This is a genomic window from Alteromonas sp. H39 (assembly GCF_047556435.1).
Taxonomy (GTDB): Bacteria; Pseudomonadota; Gammaproteobacteria; order Enterobacterales; family Alteromonadaceae; genus Alteromonas.
The window spans coordinates 3,013,078-3,036,210 of the sequence record NZ_CP180210.1; the positions used below are offsets into that span (position 1 = coordinate 3,013,078).

Genomic DNA, 23,133 nt, shown 5'->3' on the forward strand with positions numbered 1-23,133 from the left:
CATGACGCAACAGAAACGTACAAAGCAAATAAACCTTCGTCAGATGCGCAAAGCGTTTGCGCTGAAGCCTCTTGCCGTGGGTATCGCCGGCGTGTTTGCGACAGCCTGTGCAGATAACCGTCAGGATGCCCGCATTTACACCTCGCTTGACGAATGCAGTCGCGACTTTCCCGACGCCATCGAGCGCTGTGAAGCAGCCTACGAAAACGCCGTTGAGGAGGCCGCACGCACCTCACCACGTTTTGGTAGTGAATACGACTGTGAATACGTGTTCGGGCCAAATCAGTGTCGCCAGGTTGAAACCAACAACGGCAGCTTCTTTATGCCCTTTATGGCTGGTTTCATGGTAAGTCAGCTACTCTCACCCAATCGCTATTATTCTCAACCGCTCTACACATCTTATTCACCCTACTCGTCATTTCGGTCACGTTGGGTAACAGCCGATGGCTATGTGTTCGACGGCGATATCCGCAAACGCAACTATCGCGTGCGCCCGGACGTGTACAAGCCAAAGCCGACGGTAACCCGCACTATGAGTCGCGGTGGATTTGGTAGCAGTGTACGCGCCAAGTCGAGCTGGGGCAGCAGTTCCCGCTCGGGTGGCTGGGGCGGCTAGCGGTGTTTCGCACACGCTGTCAGCCTCGCCCTGGCTGGCAGCAACTGGCTGCCGAGTTCGGGTTTCATTTCCATACTATGTATGGCGAACCCTATTGGGACGAATCTGCCTACTATCAGTTTACGCTACGGCAAATAGAGGATGACCTGGAAGATCCTACCGCTGAGCTTCATCAGATGTGCCTCCATGTTGTCGATAAGGTAGTCCAAGATGACGCGCTGATGCGGCGCTTCGCCATTCCTGAAGTTCACTGGGATAAAGTCAGGCGCAGCTGGATGCAGCGTGACCCTTCACTCTACTCCCGGCTGGATCTCGTATACGGCGGCAAAGGACCGGCAAAATTACTGGAGAACAACGCAGATACGCCCACCAGCCTCTATGAATCCGGGTTCTGGCAATGGCTGTGGCTGGAAAATCTTGTTGATAACAGCATGTTGCCGCGTCAGGCAGATCAGTTCAATAGTCTGCAGGAGAAGCTGATACATCGGCTCGGGGATATTGCAGAACATTACCAGATCCAGCAAATGCATTTTGCCTGCTGCAAAGATACCGATGAAGACCGCGGTACCGTCCAGTATTTACAGGATTGTGCGCTCGCTGCTGGCATGCAGTCTGACTTTGTTTATATTGAGGATATCGGCCTATCCGAGAACGGCTTTTTTACCGACCTGGAAAATCGTCCCATTACAGATTGCTTTAAGCTCTACCCATGGGAGTTTATGTTGCGTGAAGAATTTGCCGATGCACTGGAAGGCGCTGAAACAAACTGGGTAGAGCCACTCTGGAAATCGATAGTATCCAATAAGGCACTACTTCCGCTGCTGTGGCAATATTTTCCTGAGCACCCTAATTTACTGCCGTCTTACTTTGCTGATGATAAACCTTCATCGCTGGACGGAAAATGGATAAGAAAACCCCTATTCTCCCGCGAGGGAGCCAATATATCGCTGCTGGAAAACGGCAGTGAAACCACATTGAGTGATGGCCCGTATGGAGAGGAAGGTTTTATTATTCAGGCATGGCATCCGCTACCAAAATTTGAAGATAACTACACGCTGATTGGAAGCTGGCTGGTTGACGATCAGCCTGCGGGTATCTCGATCAGAGAAGATACCTCATCAATTACGCAGGATTTATCGCGGTACCTGCCGCATATTATTGTATGAGCCAAATTCCACTGCTAAAAAAACAGATCCGTTTTCTTGCCATTGTTGCCGCAGTGCTCATCGTCCTGGAAGCGATCAACATTTTCACCGCAAACAGTTTAAATCAGTTCGGACTGGTTCCGCGCTCGTTGCACCACCTGGGATATATTTTTACCGCGCCATTCCTGCACGGCAGCCCGACGCACCTGATGACAAATCTGGTTCCGCTTTTGCTGTTCATGTGGCTATCGCTGCAGTGGGGCACAAGAACATTCACGCTGACCACTCTCACCATTTTTCTTCTTGCGGGTATTGCCGTGTGGCTGTTCGGCCGACAGGCTTATCATATTGGCGCCAGTGGTGTGGTTTACGGCTATTTTGGGTTTTTGGTACTCGGCGGGTTTATCAGTAAGAAAATTCCTTACATCATTATTTCAGTACTGGTTGCCATCTTGTACGGTGGTATGTTGGTTGGCGTATTGCCGTCGAAAAGCTTCATCTCATTTGAATACCATTTATTTGGCTTTATAAGCGGTTTAATTGCGGCGTGGGCTTGGGCGCGTTAACGCGATCCCTTATACTGCATCCTCATCACAAGAGAAGTACACTTATGACCGAATCCACCCGACAACAATCGCAGAATCAGGGCTTCTTTGGAAACCTGGCATTTAATATCGTCATCCCTGTTGTCATCATGAGTTATGCCAGTTCAGAAGATTATCTTGGTCCGGCCTGGAGTATTGTTGCTGCGCTAAGCTTTCCCATTGGCTATGGCCTGTGGGATTTAAAAGAAAGCGGCAAGATAAACGGCTTTTCTATTTTAGGTATCGTCTCGGTGCTGTTAACAGGAGGGATCAGCCTGCTTAAGCTTCCAGCCGATTATATCGCGATCAAAGAGGCTGCCATCCCGGCACTGATAGGTATTGCCGTGTTAGTTACTCAGTTTACCGACAAACCGCTGGTTAAAATGCTTATTCTTAACGATCAGATCATCAATTGGCCGTACCTTGATGAAGTACTGGATAAGAAAGGCAAGCGTTCAGTATTCAACAAAAAAATCGCTGTAAGCTCTTATATCGTAGCCAGCTCTTTCTTTTTATCCTCTGTACTGAACTATATTCTTGCCAAAGTCATATTGGTAAGTAAGCCTGGTACCACCGCGTACACTGAAGAATTAGGCCGGATGACGGCCCTGAGTTACCCGGTGATCGTTATCCCCAGTATGATCCTGTTAGTTGGTGCACTGTGGTATCTGTTTGCACAGATCAAAAAAATTACCGGCGAAGACCTGGATAACTTTATTAATCAGTAACGTCGGGGGAAGGTGCTAAGAGAAACCATGCTATCCCTTACTCATGTATCCCGGCAATTCGAGCGTGCGCCCTTTCCTGTTATTGATGCATTATCACTACAGGTTGCAGCTGGCAGCAGCATCAGTATTCGCGGTGCCTCCGGGTGCGGAAAGTCGACGCTTCTGACCCTTATTGCAGGCTTGGACGCGCCTGATAGCGGCGAGATTATCGTCGGCAATGCCAACCTTACTCACTTAAAAGCCTCCGACCTGGATGATTTCAGGAAAAATCAGCTTGGAATGATTTATCAGCAGTTCAACCTGCTCGATTGCTTTAATGTATGGGACAACATCGCGTTTACTGCCCGACTGAAAGGTAATTATGTCAGCGCCCGGCAGCAAGCACTCATGCACATGATGGGAATAGATCACCTTGCCGATGCCCCGCTCGGACAGCTTTCCGGTGGTGAACAACAGCGCGTTGCTATTTGCCGCGCACTGAATCACGAGCCCGCACTGGTGCTGGCTGATGAGCCAACCGGGAATCTCGATGAGATGACCAGCGACAAGGTAGCGAAGGGGCTTTTTGATGTCTGCCAGAAAACCAACACGACGCTGATCGTGGTCACCCATAGCGCTGACGTAGCCTGTCTGGCTGACGCATCATATCGGCTTCACAATGGCAAACTTCATCAGGTTCAACCCAATGGTCACCAATGACAACGCGCACGCTGTGGCTTAGCACACAGGCATTATTGGCGATGGCCACAAAGCGGCCATGGGAGCCGCTACTGGTAATGTTGTCGATAATGCTCGCTGCCGGTGGGCTTACCGCAGTCACATTAATCAATGAGGGTGCGCTGCAGGGTGAACTTGCTCAGGCCGACTCTCTGCTATCAGCAACAGATACCATTGTCCCGGCCACAGACATGGCTGCTGTAACGCAGGAAGACTACGCCATGTTGCGACGTCACGGATTTATCAGCCTGGTAGCAACTGCCACGCACCCAATGACAGTGCGATGTGCAACAGATGATAAGACATCAGCGTTATTTGTGACGGGCGTTGACGTGATGGCGTTACCACTGCATTCAGGCATGTCATCAGCATTCCAGCCCAATAACAATGCTGCAGCCAGCGCAGATATTGCACGAGCGACTCCCGCGACGATTGCCAAACTGAATTGCCCGGATAACAGTATTACGATTACGGATACAGGCAGTACGTTTCGTGTCAGTGCCACATCTACAGTACCCAAAAACCGGATTGTTGTTGATATTGCTGCGTTTTACCGCGCCACCGTAACACCGCAAACGCATCCGCTGACAGCCCTGCTGGCTACGACAGAGCTTGATAAATCATCTCGTCGCCGGCTTGAAGCGCATTTGCCGTCGTATCTAAGACTTAAGACAACCGAACAAACAAATGACGTTGGCTCGCTTTCTGCCAGTTTCAGACTTAACCTCTGGGCAATGGGAATGCTGATGGCAGTGGTCTGCGCGTTTGTTATCGTGAATGCGCTTCACCTGATGTACCGGGCCCGGCTGGCAAATCTTATCAGGCTGCGGCAGCTAGGAGTGGGGTTGTCTACCCTGTCACTGGCGCTGATGACAGAAATGCTGATTTACGGCGTTGTTGCCAGTACCTCCGGGGTGCTCGGGGGGGCCTGGTTAACCCGGGAATTAACGCCGACACTGGCAGTCACCTTCTCATCGCTGTTCAACTTAAATTATAACGGACTCACCCCCCAGCTTTGGTCGCTACTGGCAACCAGCAACCTGATTACCGTCTGCGGTATACTGCTAACCATCGCGGCGCCGTTATCGCGACTCCGCTCACAACTTCAGGTAAAACAGCCTGCCTACACGTCATTATCTCTTCCAGCAAAACTAGCGATAACCTTCATTATCGCCTTCGCTTGCCTACTTGCGATTTACCTCACCGGAAGTCAGACACAGGCACTGATTGCCGTCGTATTGCTCTTACTTGGCGGTTGTGGCGTGGTTCTTCTCTGGCTGCCGCCACTGCTTCAGTCACTGAGAACTCTGCTACCTGCCTCTCTGACGCTCACCCAATGGAGCATCGCCAGTGCCTGCCAGCTTTCAGGACGAACCCGGCTGGCGGTGTGTGCCTTTTTTATTGCGTTGACAGCAAATACGGGCATGAATGTCATGGTGGATAGTTTTCGACTGGCAACGGAGAGCTGGATCTCCCAGCGACTGACTGCATCCTACTATATCTATTCAGGCGACACGCTTGATGAAGCAAACGCCCCTGAGGGTATTCAGCTATTTCCAGGCCGCCAACAGGACACCACGGTAAACGGGAGCGCTGTGAGTGCAAGAGTATACTATCCACACTCCCCATTTACTGAGGCGTTACAATTTGATGCAAGCGCTGATAATGCCTGGCAGTACTTTATGTCGGGCAAGGGCGCATTTATCAATCAGCAACTGGCCTTTCGTCAGTCGCTGCATATAGGTGACACTCTGGTTTTAGATAACAGTAACCTAATCGCGCAACCATCCCTTACCGTCGTTGGGATCTATCCCGATTACGGCAATCCCGACAGTCAGCTGTTTTTGCCTCCCGCCGCATTCAGCCCACAGCAGTTTGCCAATGTCTACGCAGTGGTGAGTGCTACCGAATTATCGGTGCTTCAACACTGGCTAGACAAACAGGCTCCTGATGCGCAATTGTACGCACGGGAAGCGTTAATACATGGCTCAATGGAAACTTTCGATAACACCTTTATTGTGACAGATGCGCTTAACCTTGCGACCTTGCTTGTAGCCGGCTTATCTTTCCTGTTGTCAGTGAGTCTGGTAGTACTGGATATGCGCCAGTCGCTGTCTTTGATAAGAAGCCTCGGTGTGAAAACTGTGAAACTTAAGTTTGCCCTGGCATGTCAGTACTTACTGCTGTGTGCCGGCACCGTTGTACTGGCTTTGCCGTTCGGCGTGTTGCTGGCCTGGGTGTTTGTTAATCAGGTAAATCGTTTTGCGTTTTACTGGGTGTATCCGCTGCAAATAAATCCCGAGGTGTTACTGGGTAGCGCATTGGCAAGCATGCTTGTTGTCTCCCTGTTTCTACTTATTCCAATTGGCAACGTGCAGGCAAGGCTGGATTTACGAAACGAGGTAGCGTTATGAAAAGGGGGCTTATCGTATTCATTCTCTTTTTAGCTGGCTGCTCTGAACACTCCTCTATCGCGCCCTCGCAAAGCCTGTTTTCCAGCAACAACAGTCACGGAGCCGCGGTGTCCAAAGGGACACCACTGCAGTTCCCGCGTGATCATGGTGAGCATTACGCTCATCAACTGGAATGGTGGTACCTGACCTTCGTTCTGGAGGATGAGAACGAGACTCCCTACGCCGCACAATTTACGCTGTTTCGTTTTTTGGGTAATGACAGTAACTCTTCCTGGTCATCAGGACAGTTATACATGGCGCATGGGGCATTGCATTCCCGCCATCACCATGCGTTTTCCGAGCGATTTGCAAGAGGAAAAGTGGGCAACGCGGGAGTAACAACGGCCCCCTTTTCTGCTTTTTTGGACGACTGGGCCTGGCAAAGCCAAAGCGCGGAACTGTTTCCGTCAACCTTAACCATGACGCTACATCGCTCTGCATCGCTGGTACTTAATATGGAAAGCACCGGGCCCCTGGTACTTCACGGCGATGATGGCTATAGCGAGAAGTCTGCAGACGGTAACTTTCGTTCCTATTATTACAGCCAGCCTTTTATTAATGTCAGCGGTGAACTTACCCTGAATGACAAACGCGTTGCCGTGTCAGGTAACGGCTGGTTCGATCATGAGTGGACAAGTGAGCTGGCCAATGACAACGCGCTTGGCTGGGACTGGTTTTCGCTTCACCTGGATAACGGTGATAAGGTGATGGCGTTTCGAATGCATGTTGATAAACAGGCCCCCCACATCACTGGCACCTACATCACAAAACAAGGTAACGCCCGCACGCTTCCCGCCAGTGCCTTCACACTGCTACCAGAGACAACCACAAAGCTGGGTGACAAACAACTTCCCCTGCACTGGCGAATGACCATACCCAAAGAGGGCATTGATGTGTCGCTGCGCCCGTTTAAAACCGATCAGTTAAACCGGGGGCGGTTTAGCTATTACGAAGGCCGTATTGAGATAAGTGGCAGTCACACCGGTGCAGGGTTCATGGAGCTCACCGGGTACTAACGTGCAGAGGATACCGGATGTGGCGTCTTGACGGTTTTGTGGCTCAGAATACTAAGCTAAGGCTCTGTTCTTCGCACTCCGGAACACGAGACAACAGGTAACTTAATATACCGACCAGTTAATACGTCGTGTAAGGGATTCAAGCGCGGCAACACCGGCCAGAGAGTTTCCCATTTTATTTAATGCCGGGGACCATACACATAAAGAAAAGCGCCCTGGCACCACCGCGATGATCCCGCCACCAACCCCACTTTTACCGGGAAGTCCGACTCTGAAAGCGAAACTTCCAGCTTCATCGTAGAGGCCGCTTGTCGCCAGAATGGCATTGAACTGCCGGGTGTGATCCTGGCTGAGTACCGCCTCTTTGGTCAGAGAGCAAAACCCTCTGTTTGCCAGAAACTGCGTAGCTCTTGCTAAATCGACACAACTCATTTCCAGTGCACAGTTGTGAAAATAGTTGTGCAGAACTGCTTCCACATCATTGTGAAAATTACCGAATGCTTTCATCAGGTAAGCCATTGACGCGTTTCGCGCGCGATGCTCAAACTCCGATTCCGCCACGTCTGTGTTTGCCAGTACGTTATCATTTCCTGATAGCTTACGAACCAGATCTCGCATGGCCACATGGGGTGAAATCAGTCTTGATTGCACCATATCGCTTATCACCAGAGCACCGGCATTGATAAACGGGTTTCTTGGGATCCCGTTCTCGTATTCCAGTTGCACCAAAGAATTAAACGGCAAACCAGAAGGCTCACAGCCTACACGCTGCCAGAGAGACTCACCGTAATATGTCACGGCCAGTACCAGATTAAAGACCTTAGAGATACTCTGGATGGAAAAAGGCGTTGTCGCCTGCCCTGCTGTGGTCACCTTACCCTCAGTGTCGCATACTGCAATACCAAACTGATTAGGGTCCACATTGGCCAGTGCAGGAATATAGCTCGCCACCTGCCCCTGACCAATTAGCGGCTGCACTTCCGTTAATATGTCATTGAGCAGCGACTGCATAAAATCTCCTGGTGGGGTTGTCTTTTGTATCCGGGCTTACAGGCGGTGGTTGTGTATAGCCTGCCTGTGGCGGTAGTGTACAGCGTCGAGCTGGCTTTCGTCACTGCATGCACACGCCCTGCGCTTGCTGGATGATTAAAAAAAGCGCTTCTGGCGTGGCCAGAAGCGCTTTTTAGGTATGCTCAGACAGTGATATTCAGATCACATACAACGCCAGTCTTCTTTAAAATCACAGCCTTCACCATCAGTACTGATGTTAGACTGTTCCTCTTTCTTGTCACTATCCGCTGGAGTTACAAGGGTATGTGACGGGCGCTTTTCCACAAATGCCATCAACCGCTTTGCGATATCGGTGTTATCCAGCTGGCCCCGCAATGCATCGGCTCCGGAACCAAAGGCAAACACTTCAACGTCAACTCCCGTATGCCCGCCGGTAGTCCAGCCTGTGTTGGTCTTTCCATCAAGAAATGCTTTCACTGCTTGTAACCGCTCACTTTCATCCAGCGACGCTACGTCATCAAAATGCGCTATTTCTTCATCTGTCAGCGAAAAACCAAGCTGATCAGCCACAAATGCGCCCGGCATGTCCGCATCCTTCATGGTTTTTGCGATAGTTGGTGCTGAGGCCTTCATGTTCTTTAAAAACTCAGGACTCCAGCGATAATCGCCGTTCGCGCCAATCGTCAATCCACCGGTGCTGTGATCTGCAGTCAAAACAACTAACGTGTCAGGATTCGCCTCTACATACGACTTCAGATATTCCATAGTTAATGCCAGGTCGTGCATTTCCGCCATGGCTGACGCAATATCGTTAGAGTGGCCTGCCCAGTCTACCTGACTGGCCTCTACCAGAAGGAAAAAGCCCTTGTCATTTTCCAGGTGCTTGATGGCATGCTCGGTAAGGTATGCAAGACGGTTTTTACGCTTGTCATCCAATGCCGGCGGCAATCCCACCGGAGCGAATAATCCCAGCACTTGCTCCCCCCGGGGAACGGCTGCAAGACGATTATAGGTATCTGCATACTGGAAACCAGCGTCAATAAACTCGGCAACGATGTCTCTGTCTTCCCGCTCGAAATATTTGGTGCCACCACCCAGCATTACGTCAGTAACAAACCCGTTGTTAATCCTGTCATCAAAAAAGCTGTCGGCCAGTGCGTCATAGTTTTTACGACTTTCGTTGTGCGCCACATATGCAGCGGGTGTGGCATGAACGATCTGCGATGTGACTGCAAGTCCGGTCCGCATTCCCCGTTCTTTTGCAAGGTGCAATACGGATTTTACCGGCTGTCTGTCGCTGTTCACGCCGATAGCGCCATTGTATGACTTTACCCCGCTAGCCAGCGCCGTGGCCGCTGCCGCGGAGTCGGTCACATAGCCTGACTCCTGCGCGGGATAGGTAGACGCGTTGCCGACTAAAATATCGTCAAACACAACAGGCTCAACCATTGGCGTGCCTGGATCATCCTGGTAATTCCGGTAGGCAGTGGTGTAAGCCGGACCCATTCCGTCGGCAACCACCATGATGATATTTTTTGGTCCTGTTGGTGAAGACGCTTCTGTTGAACTCGTCGAGGACGACACCTGTGCGCAGCCACCCAGTAGTGCAGCGCTCAGGATTGCGAATAAGGTAGATTGTCGAAACATTTCAGCTTCCCTGATTAAAAAACAGGGATAGTGTATCGGCTTCTTTTCCTATGCTCAAAACGCTTTTGGGCGAGCCGTACTTTTTCACAGACTAATTGACTGAAATTACCCCGTTATTTCTGCCGTCGTCTTCATTGCGACGTCGTTATCTCACGTTCCAGGCGAATTCGGACACCGCAGAACATTGAATAACTCTCGCGGTAAAAGGAAAGCCTGTTAGCCCGTGGCGGGCATTCGCCGCAGCCCCCCGTCCATAGATGCAACTTAAACAATGCAATCAGACAATAACGGAGAAGCGTGACATTATTCCTTTTGTCATAATGCTTTATCACCAGACTTTACCCTTGCGGCGTTTCCGCCAGGTATTCGCGCATTCGCTGTTGTGCCACATCTACCAGCAAATCAGGCTGAAACTTTGAAATGAAGCGGTTGCATCCCACTTTCTCCACCATTGCCTGATTAAAACTGCCACTTAGAGACGTATTTAAGGCAATAAAAAGCTGGCTCATACGTGGATCATTGCGTACCTCCGCCGTTAACCGGTACCCATCCATCTCCGGCATTTCCGCATCGGTGAACATAAGCAGGATCTTATCTTGCGGCCGCTCACCCTGATCAGCCCAGGATTTAAGCAGAGCCAGTGCCTCTGCCCCATTGGTTCGCTCTATAATAGAAAGACCTAACTGCGAAAGCGTGTCTCGCATTTGCTTTCTGGCGGTACCAGAATCATCCACAATCAGCACCCGATGCCTCGAAAAATGCGGTAACAGTTCACCATCCAGCATCTCTTCAGAAATCGCCGTGTCGTATTCCACAATTTCTGCCAGCACTTTTTCCACATCAATGATTTCTACCAACCTTTTTTCGCCATGAATATCAATCTGCGTGATGGCGGTAATATAGTTTGATTTACCAATAGACCTGGGCGGTGGCTGAATGGTGTCCCAGGACGTGTTAACAATGTTCAGCACATCGCCAATCAGAAATCCCTGAACACTGCGATTGTACTCGGTAATAATGACGTTCTTTGCTGCAGTGTCTATGGAGCCGCCACGTGCTTTTATCGCTTGTCTGAGGTCAATGATCGGGATGGTCTGGCCGCGATATTGAGTAACACCCTTCAGGTTTCGGTGTGAACCTGGCATCTGATTGAGCCTGGGAACGTGGATCACCTCTTTCACTTTGAATACATTGATAGCAAACACATGGCGTGTCCCTAACTGAAACATTAATAGCTCCAGCCGGTTTTCTCCAACCAACTGCGTTCGCTGATCCACGGAGGCTAAAATACCGCTCATTACATGGTTCCGGTTAATGACCTTCTGCAACTTACAGAACGCCAACAGATAAAAAGTTAACGCACGCGCTCCCCGGATTTGGGATGGAAGCAGTGCCTCTTGCCGACTTCGTTTTTCAAAACGGGCGACTTAGCCTGGCGATAGTTCGTCAATGAACCAGGCCGTCACGCGAAATACAGCATGACTCTTTGAGTATAGTAATTAATTTGTCTGCGACTGTCTTTTACCATCTTTTTGTAAACTCCCTACCACTATAATTCACGAAAAGAATGACCGGAATGCAAATTATATATTTCTGTTATTCCGCTACACCGCCTAGGATGAAATGGAATCAGATGAGAACGCCGCAACGCGTTATCGACACATAATTGCATTACAGAGAAATTCGGGAGAGACACTCATGTCGCAATATCAGCAAGACATTGACTCAATCGCAACGCTTAAAGCGGCACAGAACGGCACATGGGACGCTATTGACCCAGTTTACGCAGCACGTATGAAAGCACAGAATCGATTCAAGACCGGTCTGGATATCGCTAAGTACACCGCTGCTATTATGCGCCGTGACATGGAAGAGTACGATGCAGATTCGTCACAATACACCCAGTCACTCGGCTGCTGGCACGGTTTCGTGGGCCAGCAAAAAATGCTGTCTGTGAAAAAGCATCAGGGCACCACCAGCAAGAGCTACCTGTATCTGTCAGGCTGGATGGTTGCAGCTTTGCGCTCAGAGTTTGGTCCGCTGCCAGACCAGTCTATGCATGAAAAAACTACGGTTCCTATGCTAATTGAAGAGCTTTACACCTTCCTGCGTCAGGCCGATGCCCGTGAGCTGGGCGACTTGTTTAAGCAACTTGACGCGGCACAGCAAAGCGGTGGCGATGTGGCGGCGATTCAATCTCAAATTGATAACTTTGAAACGCACGTCGTGCCTATCATCGCCGATATCGATGCCGGTTTCGGTAACGAAGAAGCCACTTACCTGCTGGCTAAGAAAATGATTGAAGCCGGTGCCTGCTGTATTCAAATTGAAAACCAAGTGTCTGATGCTAAGCAATGTGGTCACCAGGACGGCAAAGTGACGGTTCCACACGAAGACTTTCTTGCGAAAATCAATGCGGTTCGTTATGCCTTCCTTGAACTGGGTGTAGACGATGGCGTGATTGTAGCGCGCACCGATTCGTTAGGTGCTGGCCTGACGCAGAAAATCCCGGTGTCTAAAATTAAAGGCGACCTGGCTGAGCAGTACAACGCATTCCTTGAAACCACACCGGTTAACTCTGTAGAAGATGTTGAAAATGGTGACATGATCCTGAAGCAAGATGGCAAACTGGTGAAGCCGGTTCGTCTGCCTAACGGCCTGTTTAAGTTCAAAGATGGCACCGGTGTAGACCGGGTAGTACTGGACTGCGTAACCTCTCTTCAGCACGGTGCTGACCTGCTGTGGATTGAAACGGAGAAGCCTCACGTTCGTCAAATTGGTGATATGGTGGATGAAATTCGTAAGCAGGTTCCTAATGCGAAGCTGGTTTACAACAACTCACCATCATTCAACTGGACGCTTAACTTCCGCCAGCAAATCTTTGATGCCTGGGAAGAAGCCGGTAAAGATGTATCAGGCTATGACCGTGCCAAGCTGATGTCTGTTGAGTATGACGACAGCGAGCTGGCAGCCGAAGCTGACCAGAAGATCAAGAGCTTCCAGGCCGATGCGGCTCGCGAAGCTGGAATCTTCCACCACCTGATCACGCTACCGACCTATCACACTGCTGCGCTGTCTACTGACAACCTGGCCAAAGGCTACTTCGGTGACGATGGTATGCTGGCATACGTTCGCGGTGTTCAGCGTAAAGAAATCCGTGAAGGTCTGGCATGTGTTAAACACCAGGCGATGGCGGGTTCTGACCTGGGTGACACGCACAAAGAATACTTCTCTGGTGAAGCTGCACTGAAAGCTTCTGGTAAAGACAACACCATGAACCAGTTCGACGTATAAAGGAAAGATCCCAACCTTTCCTGCAAGTCTGACAAGGCTCCTTCGGGAGCCTTTTTTGTTACATAAAATGCGACGGGCAAGTTTATACACACCAGACCTCTGCGCAAAGAACGTCAGTCAGGTGTTATTCATCCGATTTATCACCCTTTTTAGCGTGCGCCGAAATTTTATTTATCAGACAATTCCCTCTATTAATTAAAAGCTTATAAAATTCAAAGTATTAAATCTCTACCTTTGTAGGCAACTAAGACTAATGGCCTATCTGACATCCCATACAAAAGCCTTTATAATTGTCCGAGTTAATTGTAGTAATACAGGGCATTAGGATTATGAATATTGCTAAAGTAGACCTGAATCTTCTGGTCTATCTGGACGTGCTGCTACGCGAGGGAAGCGTAACCAAAGCCGCAAACCAACTCAGCATCACCCAGCCAGCGATGAGCAACGGATTGAAACGACTACGCGATTTGTTTAAAGATCCGCTACTGGTTCGCACCAGTGAGGGCATGACGCCAACCAAACGCGCACTGGAACTGCAACCGGTGATAAGAGACGTACTCAGTAAGCTGGAAAACTCTATCCAGCCGGAAACGGATTTTGATCCTGCCACCAGCACGCGTACCTTCCGAATCATGACCAGTGACTATGCAGAAAGCACGCTACTACTTGAGTTAGTCGGTCGTCTTGCAGAGCTTGCACCAAACATTACGCTGGACTTAATCACGCCGTCAGACGTGACTTTCCACGACGTCGAGCAAGGCAAAGTGGACATGGCAGTTAACCGGTTTGAAGAATTGCCGCTTTCTTTCCATCAGAAAGTCATCTGGTACGATACCTTCAGTTGCGTAATGAGCAAAGATCATCCACTGAATGAAAAATTTGATTTGGAAAGCTACCTGAAAGCGCAGCATATCTGGGTGAGTAAAACCGGTTTTGGTGTGGGCGTAGGTATCGACCCCAATGAAGTACAAAAGCTCGGGTGGGTAGATGCTGAACTTACCAAAATAGGGAAGCAGCGTTCTATACGCGTGTTTACCCGTCATTATCATGCCGCATTGCAAATCGCGAAAACGCAAAATCTGATAGCTACCTTGCCCAGCAAGGCGGCGAAACTGTTCACCGACGATCCCAGTGTGGTGTTGAAAGCGCCGCCCTTTGATATTCCTCCCATAGCGTTGAAGATGGCGTGGAGTGCGCTGTTACATCATGATGCGGGCCATATCTGGCTACGCAGACTCATTGGTGATGTCGCTGCTGAAATGAATGCAGGCAATGACATTCATTAAAACAATGGCAAGGATAGAAACCATAAATTAAAAAACTGGGTATAGAATCTCTACACTGGTGCAACGCAACGAGTACAGAGGTAACTATGCAAGGATACACACAAAGAGGCCGTCTGCAGGTAGCAGACGCGCTCGATACCTTCATTAACGAGCAGGCGCTGCCAGAAACGGGCATCGACAAAGATGCCTTCTGGCAGGGAACGGAAGCGATTTTTGCTGATTTGATTAGCGAAAACCAGGCACTGCTCGCCAAGCGTGACAACCTTCAAAAAGCTATCGACGACTACCACAAAAGCAAAAAGTCCGCTTTTGGAGATGCTTACACGCAATTTCTTAAAGATATTGATTACCTTGTAGCGCAACCCGATACCGTTGAAGTCGATACTTCAAACGTCGATGCCGAAATCGCGACCATGGCCGGCCCGCAACTGGTGGTACCGATTAATAATGCCCGCTACGCGCTGAATGCCGTTAACGCCCGTTGGGGCAGCCTTTATGACGCGCTGTATGGAACGGATGTAATCAGCGATGAAGACGGTGCAAAAGCGGGTTCACAATACAACCCGGTTCGCGGGCAGAAAGTAATTACGGCAGCAAGGGAGTACCTCGACACTCTGATCCCCCTCGCCACCGGCAGTCATGTCGATGCAACCGGCTACGCAATCGATTCGGCAAAACTGGCGATCACGCTGGCAAACGGCGACATCACAACCCTTGCGGATACGGAACAATGGCTGGGTTATCAGGGAGACATCGACACACCTACAGCACTGTTATTTGTGCACAACGGCCTGCACTTTGAAATCCAGTTAGATCCCACTCACCCAATCGGCAAAACTGACCCTGCAGGCGTGAAAGATATTTTAATCGAAGCCGCCATCACTACCATTATGGACTGTGAAGACTCGGTTGCCGCAGTCGATGCTGAAGATAAAACGCTGGTGTACAGCAACTGGCTTGGCCTGATGAAAGGTACGCTGAGTATTGAGATGCAAAAAGGCGGTAAAACACTTACCCGGGCGATGCATGAGGACCGGGTTTACACGCCGTCGAAACATGCGATGACCACCGAAGATGTCCGCTTGTCTGGTCGCAGCCTGATGTTTGTGCGTAACGTCGGGCACCTGATGACCAACGACGCGATGTTGTTTGACGGTGAACCCGTGCCGGAAGGCATTATGGACGGAATTATCACTTCCTTAATTGGCAAGCACGACATATTGGGGAACAGTAAATTTGCGAACAGCCGTGAAGGCAGTATTTATATTGTTAAGCCGAAAATGCACGGCCCTGAAGAAGTGGCTTTCTCTGAGAAGCTGTTCTCGCGTATTGAGAGCGTGATTGATGTGCCTGCCAACACGCTTAAAATGGGCATCATGGACGAAGAGCGCCGCACCAGTGTTAACCTGAAGGCCTGTATTGACGCGGCGAAGTCCCGCGTGGTGTTTATCAATACCGGCTTTTTGGACAGAACCGGCGATGAAATACACACCTCCATGCTGGCAGGTCCGTTTGCTGATAAAGCCACCCTGAAAACCATGCCGTGGATCCAGGCTTATGAAACTGCAAACGTGGCTACCGGCATCGACTGCGGACTGTCTGGCAAGGCGCAGATTGGTAAGGGTATGTGGCCAATTCCAGATCAAATGGCCAATATGATGGAAGCGAAAATTGGCCACCCGAAATCAGGCGCCAATACCGCCTGGGTGCCTTCTCCGACGGCAGCAACACTGCATGCCCTTCACTACCACAAAGTCAATGTCTTTGATGTACAAAAAGGACTGGATAAGGATTTCGACGGACTGTCAGATATTTTAACAATACCGCTTTTAGACGACAAGACATCGCTTAGTGATGAGAAAATTCAGCGTGAAGTAGACAACAACGTTCAGGGCATTCTGGGTTACGTGGTGCGCTGGGTGCACCAGGGCGTCGGTTGTTCAAAAGTGCCTGACATTAACGATGTTGGACTGATGGAAGACCGTGCAACGTTACGTATCTCTTCACAGCACCTGGCAAACTGGCTGGAGCACGGCATTATCACCGCCGAGCAGGTTGATGAGTCGCTTTCGCGCATGGCAAAACTGGTAGATGAGCAGAACGCATCCGATCCGGAATATATTGCGATGACACCAGATACTGACAATTCCATTGGATATCAGGCAGCCAGAGACCTTATCTTCCTGGGCAAAGAACAACCCAGTGGCTACACCGAGCCACTTCTTCACGCTCGTCGCAGGGAAATGAAAAAGAAACTGGCCTCGTAAAGATAGGCGAATGTTTATGCTCAAAAACAGACAAATGCCCGGTTATCAATAACCCCCTGTCTGGGAATGTCCCGGTTCCGCTTTGGCATTCCGCTTGGTACATGCAGAGATCCTCAACTTGCCGCCTTCGGGCGGCTTTTTTTTGAAAGCTCCACTATGCTTGTAAAGTCTGCAGTGGGAGTTCGTCTATGTCCGAAAGTACCTGTAACGTAAAGCAAATTGTTCCGATATTCTCAGGAGGCGGTACCCGATTACCCGCACACATTGGTATCTTGAAGGCTCTGGAAGACCTGCAGCTTGAGTTTAAGACCATCGTCGGCGTGTCAGGAGGGTCAATTATTGCTGCGCTTCACAGCACGGGCTACAGCATTGATGACATGTTAACGCTGGCACTGTCCACAGATTTTAAGCAATTTACCGAGTTCTCATTATGGCGGTTAGTCAGAGAAGGGGGGCTGTCTTCCGGTGACTATTTTGAACAGTGGATGGATGACTTACTGCACAGTGTTACATTTGCGGATGTTGACTTTTCACTGCATATTCTCGCCACCGACGTTAATGGCGGCGGGCCTGTACTATTTAACCGGGAACGCACGCCCGACGTGAGAGTGTCTCAGGCGATTCGCTTTTCCATGTCTATCCCGCTTATTTTTTCTTTTAAAGAGTTTGACGAACAACTACTGGTAGACGGCGCCATTCTTTCAGAAGATGCATTGTTTGAAGACTGGCAAAAAGATGGTACGCCTTCGGTCTGTTTTCGTCTGAAAAGCGAACCGAAGAAAAAACCCATATCTAAAAAGAAAGGCTTTCTTTTGCCCCAGTACATCAGCTTACTCATCCGTACCTTTATGACAGCAGTATCCCGTGAATACGTGCATGCGCAGTACTGGCACAACACGCTCGTAATCAATACCGGTGCACTGTCCGCTGTAGACTTTTCGATGACTGAGCAGGATAAGCTGACGTTGTTTGATACGGGTTATAAAACGACCCTGGATTTCCTGCCCCAGAAGTTAGCGCGTAGCAGGCCGGAACGAATAACCGCGTGAATAGCGAAAAGAAAAAAGAGTGAGGCGTCACATATGGGCATAAGATGAAAAAAGGAACCGCGGCTCCTTTTTTCAAATATCAGTTAATAAACGTCGTTTTTTGCTCAAAAACAAGCAGTGCATACGTGAGGTGTGATTACTGCTGGTAAAAATCCCGATACCACTTCACAAACTCCCCCACCCCGTCTTTCATAGAGGTAGTTGGACGATACCCCGTATCTCTTACCAGCGCTTCCACGTCGGCATACGTATCGGGCACATCTCCAGGCTGCATTGGCAATAATTCTTTTTTCGCTTCAACACCAAGCGCTTCTTCCAGCGTCTCAATAAACTTAAGCAGATGCACCGGGGTTTGCGCACCGATGTTATATATTTTCCACGGGGCTTTACTGCTTGCCGGATCCGGTGTCTTGCCGCTCCACTCGTCATTCGACTGCGCGATGCGGTCAAGTGAACGCACCACACCCTCTACAATATCGTCGATATAGGTGAAGTCACGGTGATGATTCCCGTAGTTGAATACCTTGATGGTTTCGCCTTCTAAAATGGCTTTAGTAAATTTAAACAACGCCATATCAGGGCGTCCCCAGGGTCCATACACCGTGAAGAAACGCAGCCCGGTAGTTGGCAACGCATACAAATGGCTGTAAGTGTGCGCCATCAACTCATTCGCTTTTTTCGACGCTGCGTAAAGACTTACCGGGTGATCGACATTGTGTTGCTCAGAAAACGGCATGGTTTCATTCGCACCATATACCGAACTGGAAGACGCATAAACCAGGTGCTCTACCTTGTTATGGCGACAGCCTTCCAGAATATTCATAAAGCCGACCAGGTTGGCATCGACATAGGCATGTGGGTTTTCAATGGAGTAACGCACCCCGGCCTGAGCAGCCAGGTGCACCACACGATCAAACTGCTGTTCTTCAAACAGCGCTGCCATAGCATCACGTTCTTCTACGCCCATTTGAATAAACGAGAACTTCTCTGAAGCGTCGCTTTCCTGCAACGTTTTCAGACGAGCATGTTTTAAATTCACATCGTAATAGTCATTGATATTGTCGATACCAACCACTGTGTCGCCACGGTTAATAAGATATTGCGACACCGCCGCACCGATAAAGCCGGCTGCGCCGGTTACGAGTACTTTCATAAACTATATTGTTCCATCTTGTTTAGTCTTCTATGCTATCACTTTATTCAATAATCGTGCTAAAAAGTAAATATCGCTTAATGCACCAAAGAGTTACGTACTAATAATGGGATCAGTGCCATCTGAAAGGCTTTTTCGATGGGCGTTGGCGGATTTTCCAGAGTTAATTAAACTCTCAACCCGAAAAAGAAAAAACTTCAAAAGATGCAGTCATTGCCAATCTGTCCAGCAGTTTCAATATCTCATTATCAGGAACACTTTTTCACTTAAGACGTAGTTGGGTTTCTGTAAGAATTTACAGAGCGCCCAAACCTATTAAATAACGCCAGAGAATTTTATGCCAATAAAAAAACTGATCGAGTCTGCTATTTCTGAAAAGTCTTCTTACAGCGAAAATATCACAGACATCGAGCGCGTGCTTGCCTCTCCTGAAAGCATTGAACGGCGTGTACAGGGCATCATCACGATAGGTGCACCTGAAGACATAGGTGCCGTCTTAAAGTTGGCAAACTCGAAATCTGTACTTGCGAGTACCCCCTTCTCGATTTACCCGGTCAGCACAGGAAACAACTGGGGCTACGGAAGTGGTTTACCGGTTTCAGATGCAGCGGTTACCGTCATCATGGATTTAGCCAACTTAAATAACATCACCTTTTTTGATGAGGACAATGGTATTTGCGCTTTGCAACCCGGAGTAACTCAATCCATCCTTCATCAATTTCTCACGCAACAAAATACAGACCTTATGGTGCCGGTGACTGGTGCCGGACCTGACTGCAGTGTTCTGGCGAACGCATTAGAGCGCGGTTACGGTATAACGCCGTGCACAGACCATTTTTTGGCAGTAACGGCAATAAAAGGCTACTTACCCAGCGGAGATTTTTATGAGTCCAGCCTGTCTGTTATGGATGAGAGCAGCGAGAAGTATGTAGATCGTACCTTTAAATGGAAGCATGGACCTTATCTCGATGGAATATTCACTCAATCAGGAAATATGATTGTCACTGAAATAACCCTGGTACTGGAGCGTATCCCCTCCGGCTTTGATTCGTTTTATATGCGCTTTTACGACGAGGATAGCTTTGAAACCGCATATGGTGTGGTAAAAACCATATTTAAGCACTTAAGTGGCGTTGTGGGTTCAATTAACCTTATGGACAAGCGTCGTGTGGCAGCCATGGTTGCAGATAACCCACAAGGCCCTGAAAACCATATTAATTCTACCGATGAACAGATAGCAGAGATTGCCAGGCAACATGACGTTCCCGAATGGACGATTGTAGGAACGATTTATGCCCCAAAAGGCGTGTCACGCGCAGCCAGAAAACTGATAAAAAAAATTGCGAAAGGAAAGGCTGACAACGTGTTGTTTTCTGAGGGAATGCTTATAAAAATCGGGAAATTTGTCAGCGATTTATTCCCTGTTGGCCCATTAAAAAAAGCCCGTGAGCAACTGAAAACCCTGGAGCTCGGCATTCAGATAATGCGCGGAAATCCCAACCAGGTCGCGCTTCCACTGGCATACTGGCGAAACCCCAGAGTCAGGCCTGACAGATCGAATGCACTGAATCCAGCCAAAGATGGCTGTGGCCTGTTATGGTATGCGCCTCTGGTTCCGGCTAAGGCCGATGTGATGCTGAAATACATTGATATGGTAAGAACCATCTGTAGTGCGCATAATATTGAACCTATGGTCACTTTCACCAACCTCACTGGCTATTCCACTGACAGCACCATTCCCATTGTATTTGACCGGGAAAACCCCGAAGCTGTAACAGCTGCACACAATTGCCTTGAGGCGTTATTAGCTGAAGGACTGAAACACGGTTTCGTTCCTTACAGGCTCAATATTAATCAGCAAAGCAAGCTGGATTCCAGTGCTCCCTTCTGGAAAGTGGCCAATCAAATTGCAGGCGTTCTGGATAAAAATAAAATACTGAGCCGGGGACGATATAATCCCGCGACATACGAAGAGGATTAGATCTTACCCGCGCTATGACGCCAGCAAGGAGAAAAGGGAAATAGTCTGATTTATTGCAGTGAGCAAAAAATTAGCGGCAACACTGACATAATGAAAAAATGCACTTTCCTTTAACCTGAGGTGGCAGCACAACCTCCTTGTTGCCGATAACTACGGGGTTAATCTCGTTGATACCGTGATTACCGCGGTTAATGTGCACTTCTTTTGAAGATGCCTACATAAGCTTTGATGAGGAAGTGCACACTAAGTCGTCTGAGCGGCATCTTCAGGTAGTGCCCCCGAATATATATCGCAAAACGACTAAGGCGACGTTTCCAGGTCTCGGTTGTGAAGTGAGCGGGAACGATCGCCTGTTTCAAAAGTACCAGCGTAAAGCGCGTAGTCAGCTTCTTGGTGACAGAAAGTGCCTCCAGCTTTGAAAGTAACGGGCTTCGATGCTTAAAAACATGCGCTCTCAATGCCAGACAGTAATACAGCTCAAGCAATAAGCCTGCACTTTTCGCCAGCTCAAATAGTGAAGTGTGAAATTCAGCACTGTCAAACTCTTCACACAATAAGTGAATATCGAAAAGATCTCTGAGAGCCCCTGAGAAATCTTCGTTTAAAATAAGATGAATGCAGGAATGCAAAACCATGGCTTCCGCTTCAAATACCGTTATATCGGTTGCGGTCTCACGGGTACGCGCCAGGAAAAGCTCAATTTTTGGTGCCCGCCCACTAATGGGTAAATAAAGATTGTGGTGAAGGTCAACAGTGGTTTCGGTTATCGGGTTAAACAAAGGGGGAATTTCGTGAGCAAACTCACGATAATACTTTTCATCATAATCGCTTAGCGGTTTTACTTGCCAGTGATCGTCAACAAATGCCTTTTCCGCCTCGGCCAGCTGGTCTCTCGCTACCAGAATATCAAGGTCCGACATTACACGTCCATTCGACGCATTGAGTCCTTCAGCCGCATAGGCTGCACCTTTTAAAAATATCGGCTTCACGTCTGACGCATTCAGCAGCGTCGTTAATTGCCTGACCTCATAGTCGGTCTGCAGCTTCTGTCTTGCTGCATAAACCCATGCAGAATAAAGGTGTCTGCGTACTTTTTCAGGTAACGATTGGTAAAGGTCTACATCGCATTCAACGATGCGGTAATACAACGTAGCCAGTAATTTGGCATGCCTGAAGAACAAAATAGCATCACGCCATTGAGCTAACGAAAAGGATTTACCTAACGTAGGGTTGATAAGAATGGCAATAAACTGTTCGAAATTTCCTTGGTTATTCATTTACCAACTCGTTAAAGGCATCAAGCACTGCATCTAAGTTGTTGTAAACATAGCGGTAATATGACGCAGTATCGGACAGCGCTACCAGAGCCTGGAACGCGGATTCTCCCAGCACATGGTAGTTGAAAGCATTTTGGATTACAGAAAGGAACCCCTCTGTTTTTTCCACCGCAGACCGCTGAAATGTTGTATCAGCTTGATAGCGAGGAAACACGATTGCCTTAATTGGCACTGGAACCATTTCGCAGTATTGCGACCAGGTCGTTACCTTCAGATGCGCGACATCGCCTTTCTGCGTATCGTTTACGGTTTCGGTCATGGTGCAGGAGGGAAACTCTGATTTAATAATGTCTATGGAGTTATTTTTAAGACAAACTGGCCTGAATAAGGGCTTCACCTTCAGACTTGTCAGATCGATCACCGCCATTTCATCAGAATACACTTTCCATCCCCGCTGCGAAAAAAACGCACTTAGTGTGCTTTTCCCTGAACCAGGGAGTGCCGGTAAGATAATCGCCTGATTGTTTTTAACAATCACGGCCGAATGAACAATGAGGTCATTATATTCATGTGCAGCCACACACCAGTTCATGCCCCATTCCAATAAGGCATAACTTTGATTAAAAGGCAGAGGATGAAATGGTGTTAAACCATCGCAATAAAAAGAGACTTGAGGGCGTATTAGTCGGCGAATCAGGGAAGGCGCTTTGACTTCAATAGAGAAATCGAAAAATTCAGAGTCGGTTTTTGCATCACCGTAAATAAGTCTGACGTTATCTTCTACCGCCGTCGTCACCGATTCAGCCTGAAAAGAGTAGAGGCCGGTATTTACTAGTACACTCATTTACATTTCTCGATAAGCTTTCTGATTACCAGCAAACGAAAAATTGTTTCAGATTCACTAATAAG

18 protein-coding genes are annotated in these 23,133 nt (G+C 48.8%); 12 read left to right on the forward strand and 6 right to left on the reverse strand.

Features of this window, described 5'->3' with window-relative positions:
• Window position 1: 1 nt before the first annotated feature.
• From ACLBLI_RS13310 to ACLBLI_RS13340, 7 genes are read left to right on the forward strand one after another with little or no spacing between them, the layout of a single operon-like run.
• On the forward strand, window positions 2-616 hold the full coding sequence (locus tag ACLBLI_RS13310; protein ID WP_414828077.1) for a DUF1190 family protein: 615 nt from the start codon (window positions 2-4) through the stop codon (window positions 614-616).
• A gap of 2 nt (window positions 617-618) precedes the next feature.
• A complete protein-coding gene (locus tag ACLBLI_RS13315; RefSeq protein WP_414828078.1) occupies window positions 619-1,782 on the forward strand; it encodes a glutathionylspermidine synthase family protein in 1,164 nt (387 codons plus the stop codon).
• On the forward strand, window positions 1,779-2,327 hold the full coding sequence (locus ACLBLI_RS13320) for a rhomboid family intramembrane serine protease (protein ID WP_414828079.1): 549 nt from the start codon (window positions 1,779-1,781) through the stop codon (window positions 2,325-2,327). Before ACLBLI_RS13315 ends, ACLBLI_RS13320 begins: the two co-directional genes overlap by 4 nt.
• 44 nt (window positions 2,328-2,371) lie before the next feature.
• On the forward strand, window positions 2,372-3,073 hold the full coding sequence (locus ACLBLI_RS13325; RefSeq protein ID WP_414828080.1) for a VC0807 family protein: 702 nt from the start codon (window positions 2,372-2,374) through the stop codon (window positions 3,071-3,073).
• Window positions 3,074-3,100: 27 nt separating this feature from the next.
• Window positions 3,101-3,772, forward strand: a complete 672-nt coding sequence (locus ACLBLI_RS13330) for an ABC transporter ATP-binding protein (RefSeq protein ID WP_414828081.1) — start codon at window positions 3,101-3,103, stop codon at window positions 3,770-3,772.
• Window positions 3,769-6,204, forward strand: a complete 2,436-nt coding sequence (locus ACLBLI_RS13335) for an FtsX-like permease family protein (protein WP_414828082.1) — start codon at window positions 3,769-3,771, stop codon at window positions 6,202-6,204. Before ACLBLI_RS13330 ends, ACLBLI_RS13335 begins: the two co-directional genes overlap by 4 nt.
• Window positions 6,201-7,259, forward strand: coding sequence for a lipocalin-like domain-containing protein (locus ACLBLI_RS13340; protein ID WP_414828083.1), 1,059 nt, complete (start codon window positions 6,201-6,203; stop codon window positions 7,257-7,259). Before ACLBLI_RS13335 ends, ACLBLI_RS13340 begins: the two co-directional genes overlap by 4 nt.
• Before the next feature lie 102 nt (window positions 7,260-7,361).
• On the opposite strand, the gene glsB is transcribed toward ACLBLI_RS13340, so the two are convergent.
• From glsB to ACLBLI_RS13355, 3 genes are all read right to left on the reverse strand, one after another.
• Window positions 7,362-8,270: a glutaminase B gene (gene glsB / locus ACLBLI_RS13345; protein ID WP_414828084.1), complete on the reverse strand. Its 909-nt coding sequence runs from the start codon at window positions 8,268-8,270 to the stop codon at window positions 7,362-7,364.
• 201 nt (window positions 8,271-8,471) lie between these two features.
• Window positions 8,472-9,917 carry an alkaline phosphatase gene (locus ACLBLI_RS13350; protein ID WP_414828085.1) on the reverse strand — a complete coding sequence of 482 codons (1,446 nt, stop codon included), beginning with the start codon at window positions 9,915-9,917 and terminating at the stop codon, window positions 8,472-8,474.
• A gap of 338 nt (window positions 9,918-10,255) precedes the next feature.
• Complete coding sequence (locus tag ACLBLI_RS13355) at window positions 10,256-11,215, reverse strand: chemotaxis protein CheV (RefSeq protein WP_414828086.1); 960 nt, start codon at window positions 11,213-11,215, stop codon at window positions 10,256-10,258.
• A 400-nt stretch (window positions 11,216-11,615) separates the two neighbouring features.
• Here ACLBLI_RS13355 and ACLBLI_RS13360 point away from each other — a divergent pair, with 400 nt between their 5' ends.
• From ACLBLI_RS13360 to ACLBLI_RS13375, 4 genes are all read left to right on the forward strand, one after another.
• Complete coding sequence (locus ACLBLI_RS13360; RefSeq protein WP_414828087.1) at window positions 11,616-13,211, forward strand: isocitrate lyase; 1,596 nt, start codon at window positions 11,616-11,618, stop codon at window positions 13,209-13,211.
• A 329-nt stretch (window positions 13,212-13,540) separates the two neighbouring features.
• Window positions 13,541-14,497 carry a LysR family transcriptional regulator gene (locus tag ACLBLI_RS13365; protein WP_218312898.1) on the forward strand — a complete coding sequence of 319 codons (957 nt, stop codon included), beginning with the start codon at window positions 13,541-13,543 and terminating at the stop codon, window positions 14,495-14,497.
• Window positions 14,498-14,583: 86 nt separating this feature from the next.
• The gene (locus ACLBLI_RS13370; RefSeq protein WP_414828088.1) at window positions 14,584-16,764 is read left to right on the forward strand and encodes a malate synthase G; all 2,181 of its coding nucleotides are present in this window, start codon (window positions 14,584-14,586) and stop codon (window positions 16,762-16,764) included.
• 188 nt (window positions 16,765-16,952) lie between these two features.
• Window positions 16,953-17,813, forward strand: a complete 861-nt coding sequence (locus tag ACLBLI_RS13375; protein ID WP_414828089.1) for a patatin-like phospholipase family protein — start codon at window positions 16,953-16,955, stop codon at window positions 17,811-17,813.
• A gap of 136 nt (window positions 17,814-17,949) precedes the next feature.
• On the opposite strand, the gene ACLBLI_RS13380 is transcribed toward ACLBLI_RS13375, so the two are convergent.
• A complete protein-coding gene (locus ACLBLI_RS13380; protein WP_414828090.1) occupies window positions 17,950-18,966 on the reverse strand; it encodes an NAD-dependent epimerase in 1,017 nt (338 codons plus the stop codon).
• 337 nt (window positions 18,967-19,303) lie between these two features.
• Between ACLBLI_RS13380 and ACLBLI_RS13385 the strand changes: the two genes are divergently transcribed.
• A complete protein-coding gene (locus tag ACLBLI_RS13385) occupies window positions 19,304-20,947 on the forward strand; it encodes an FAD-binding oxidoreductase (RefSeq protein ID WP_414828091.1) in 1,644 nt (547 codons plus the stop codon).
• Between the two features lie 188 nt (window positions 20,948-21,135).
• Here the strand turns inward: ACLBLI_RS13385 and ACLBLI_RS13390 are convergent, their stop codons facing one another.
• Both ACLBLI_RS13390 and ACLBLI_RS13395 read right to left on the reverse strand, forming a co-directional pair.
• Window positions 21,136-22,224: a nucleotidyltransferase family protein gene (locus ACLBLI_RS13390; RefSeq protein ID WP_414828092.1), complete on the reverse strand. Its 1,089-nt coding sequence runs from the start codon at window positions 22,222-22,224 to the stop codon at window positions 21,136-21,138.
• The gene (locus ACLBLI_RS13395) at window positions 22,217-23,068 is read right to left on the reverse strand and encodes an HprK-related kinase A (protein WP_414828093.1); all 852 of its coding nucleotides are present in this window, start codon (window positions 23,066-23,068) and stop codon (window positions 22,217-22,219) included. Before ACLBLI_RS13395 ends, ACLBLI_RS13390 begins: the two co-directional genes overlap by 8 nt.
• Window positions 23,069-23,133 lie beyond the last annotated feature (65 nt).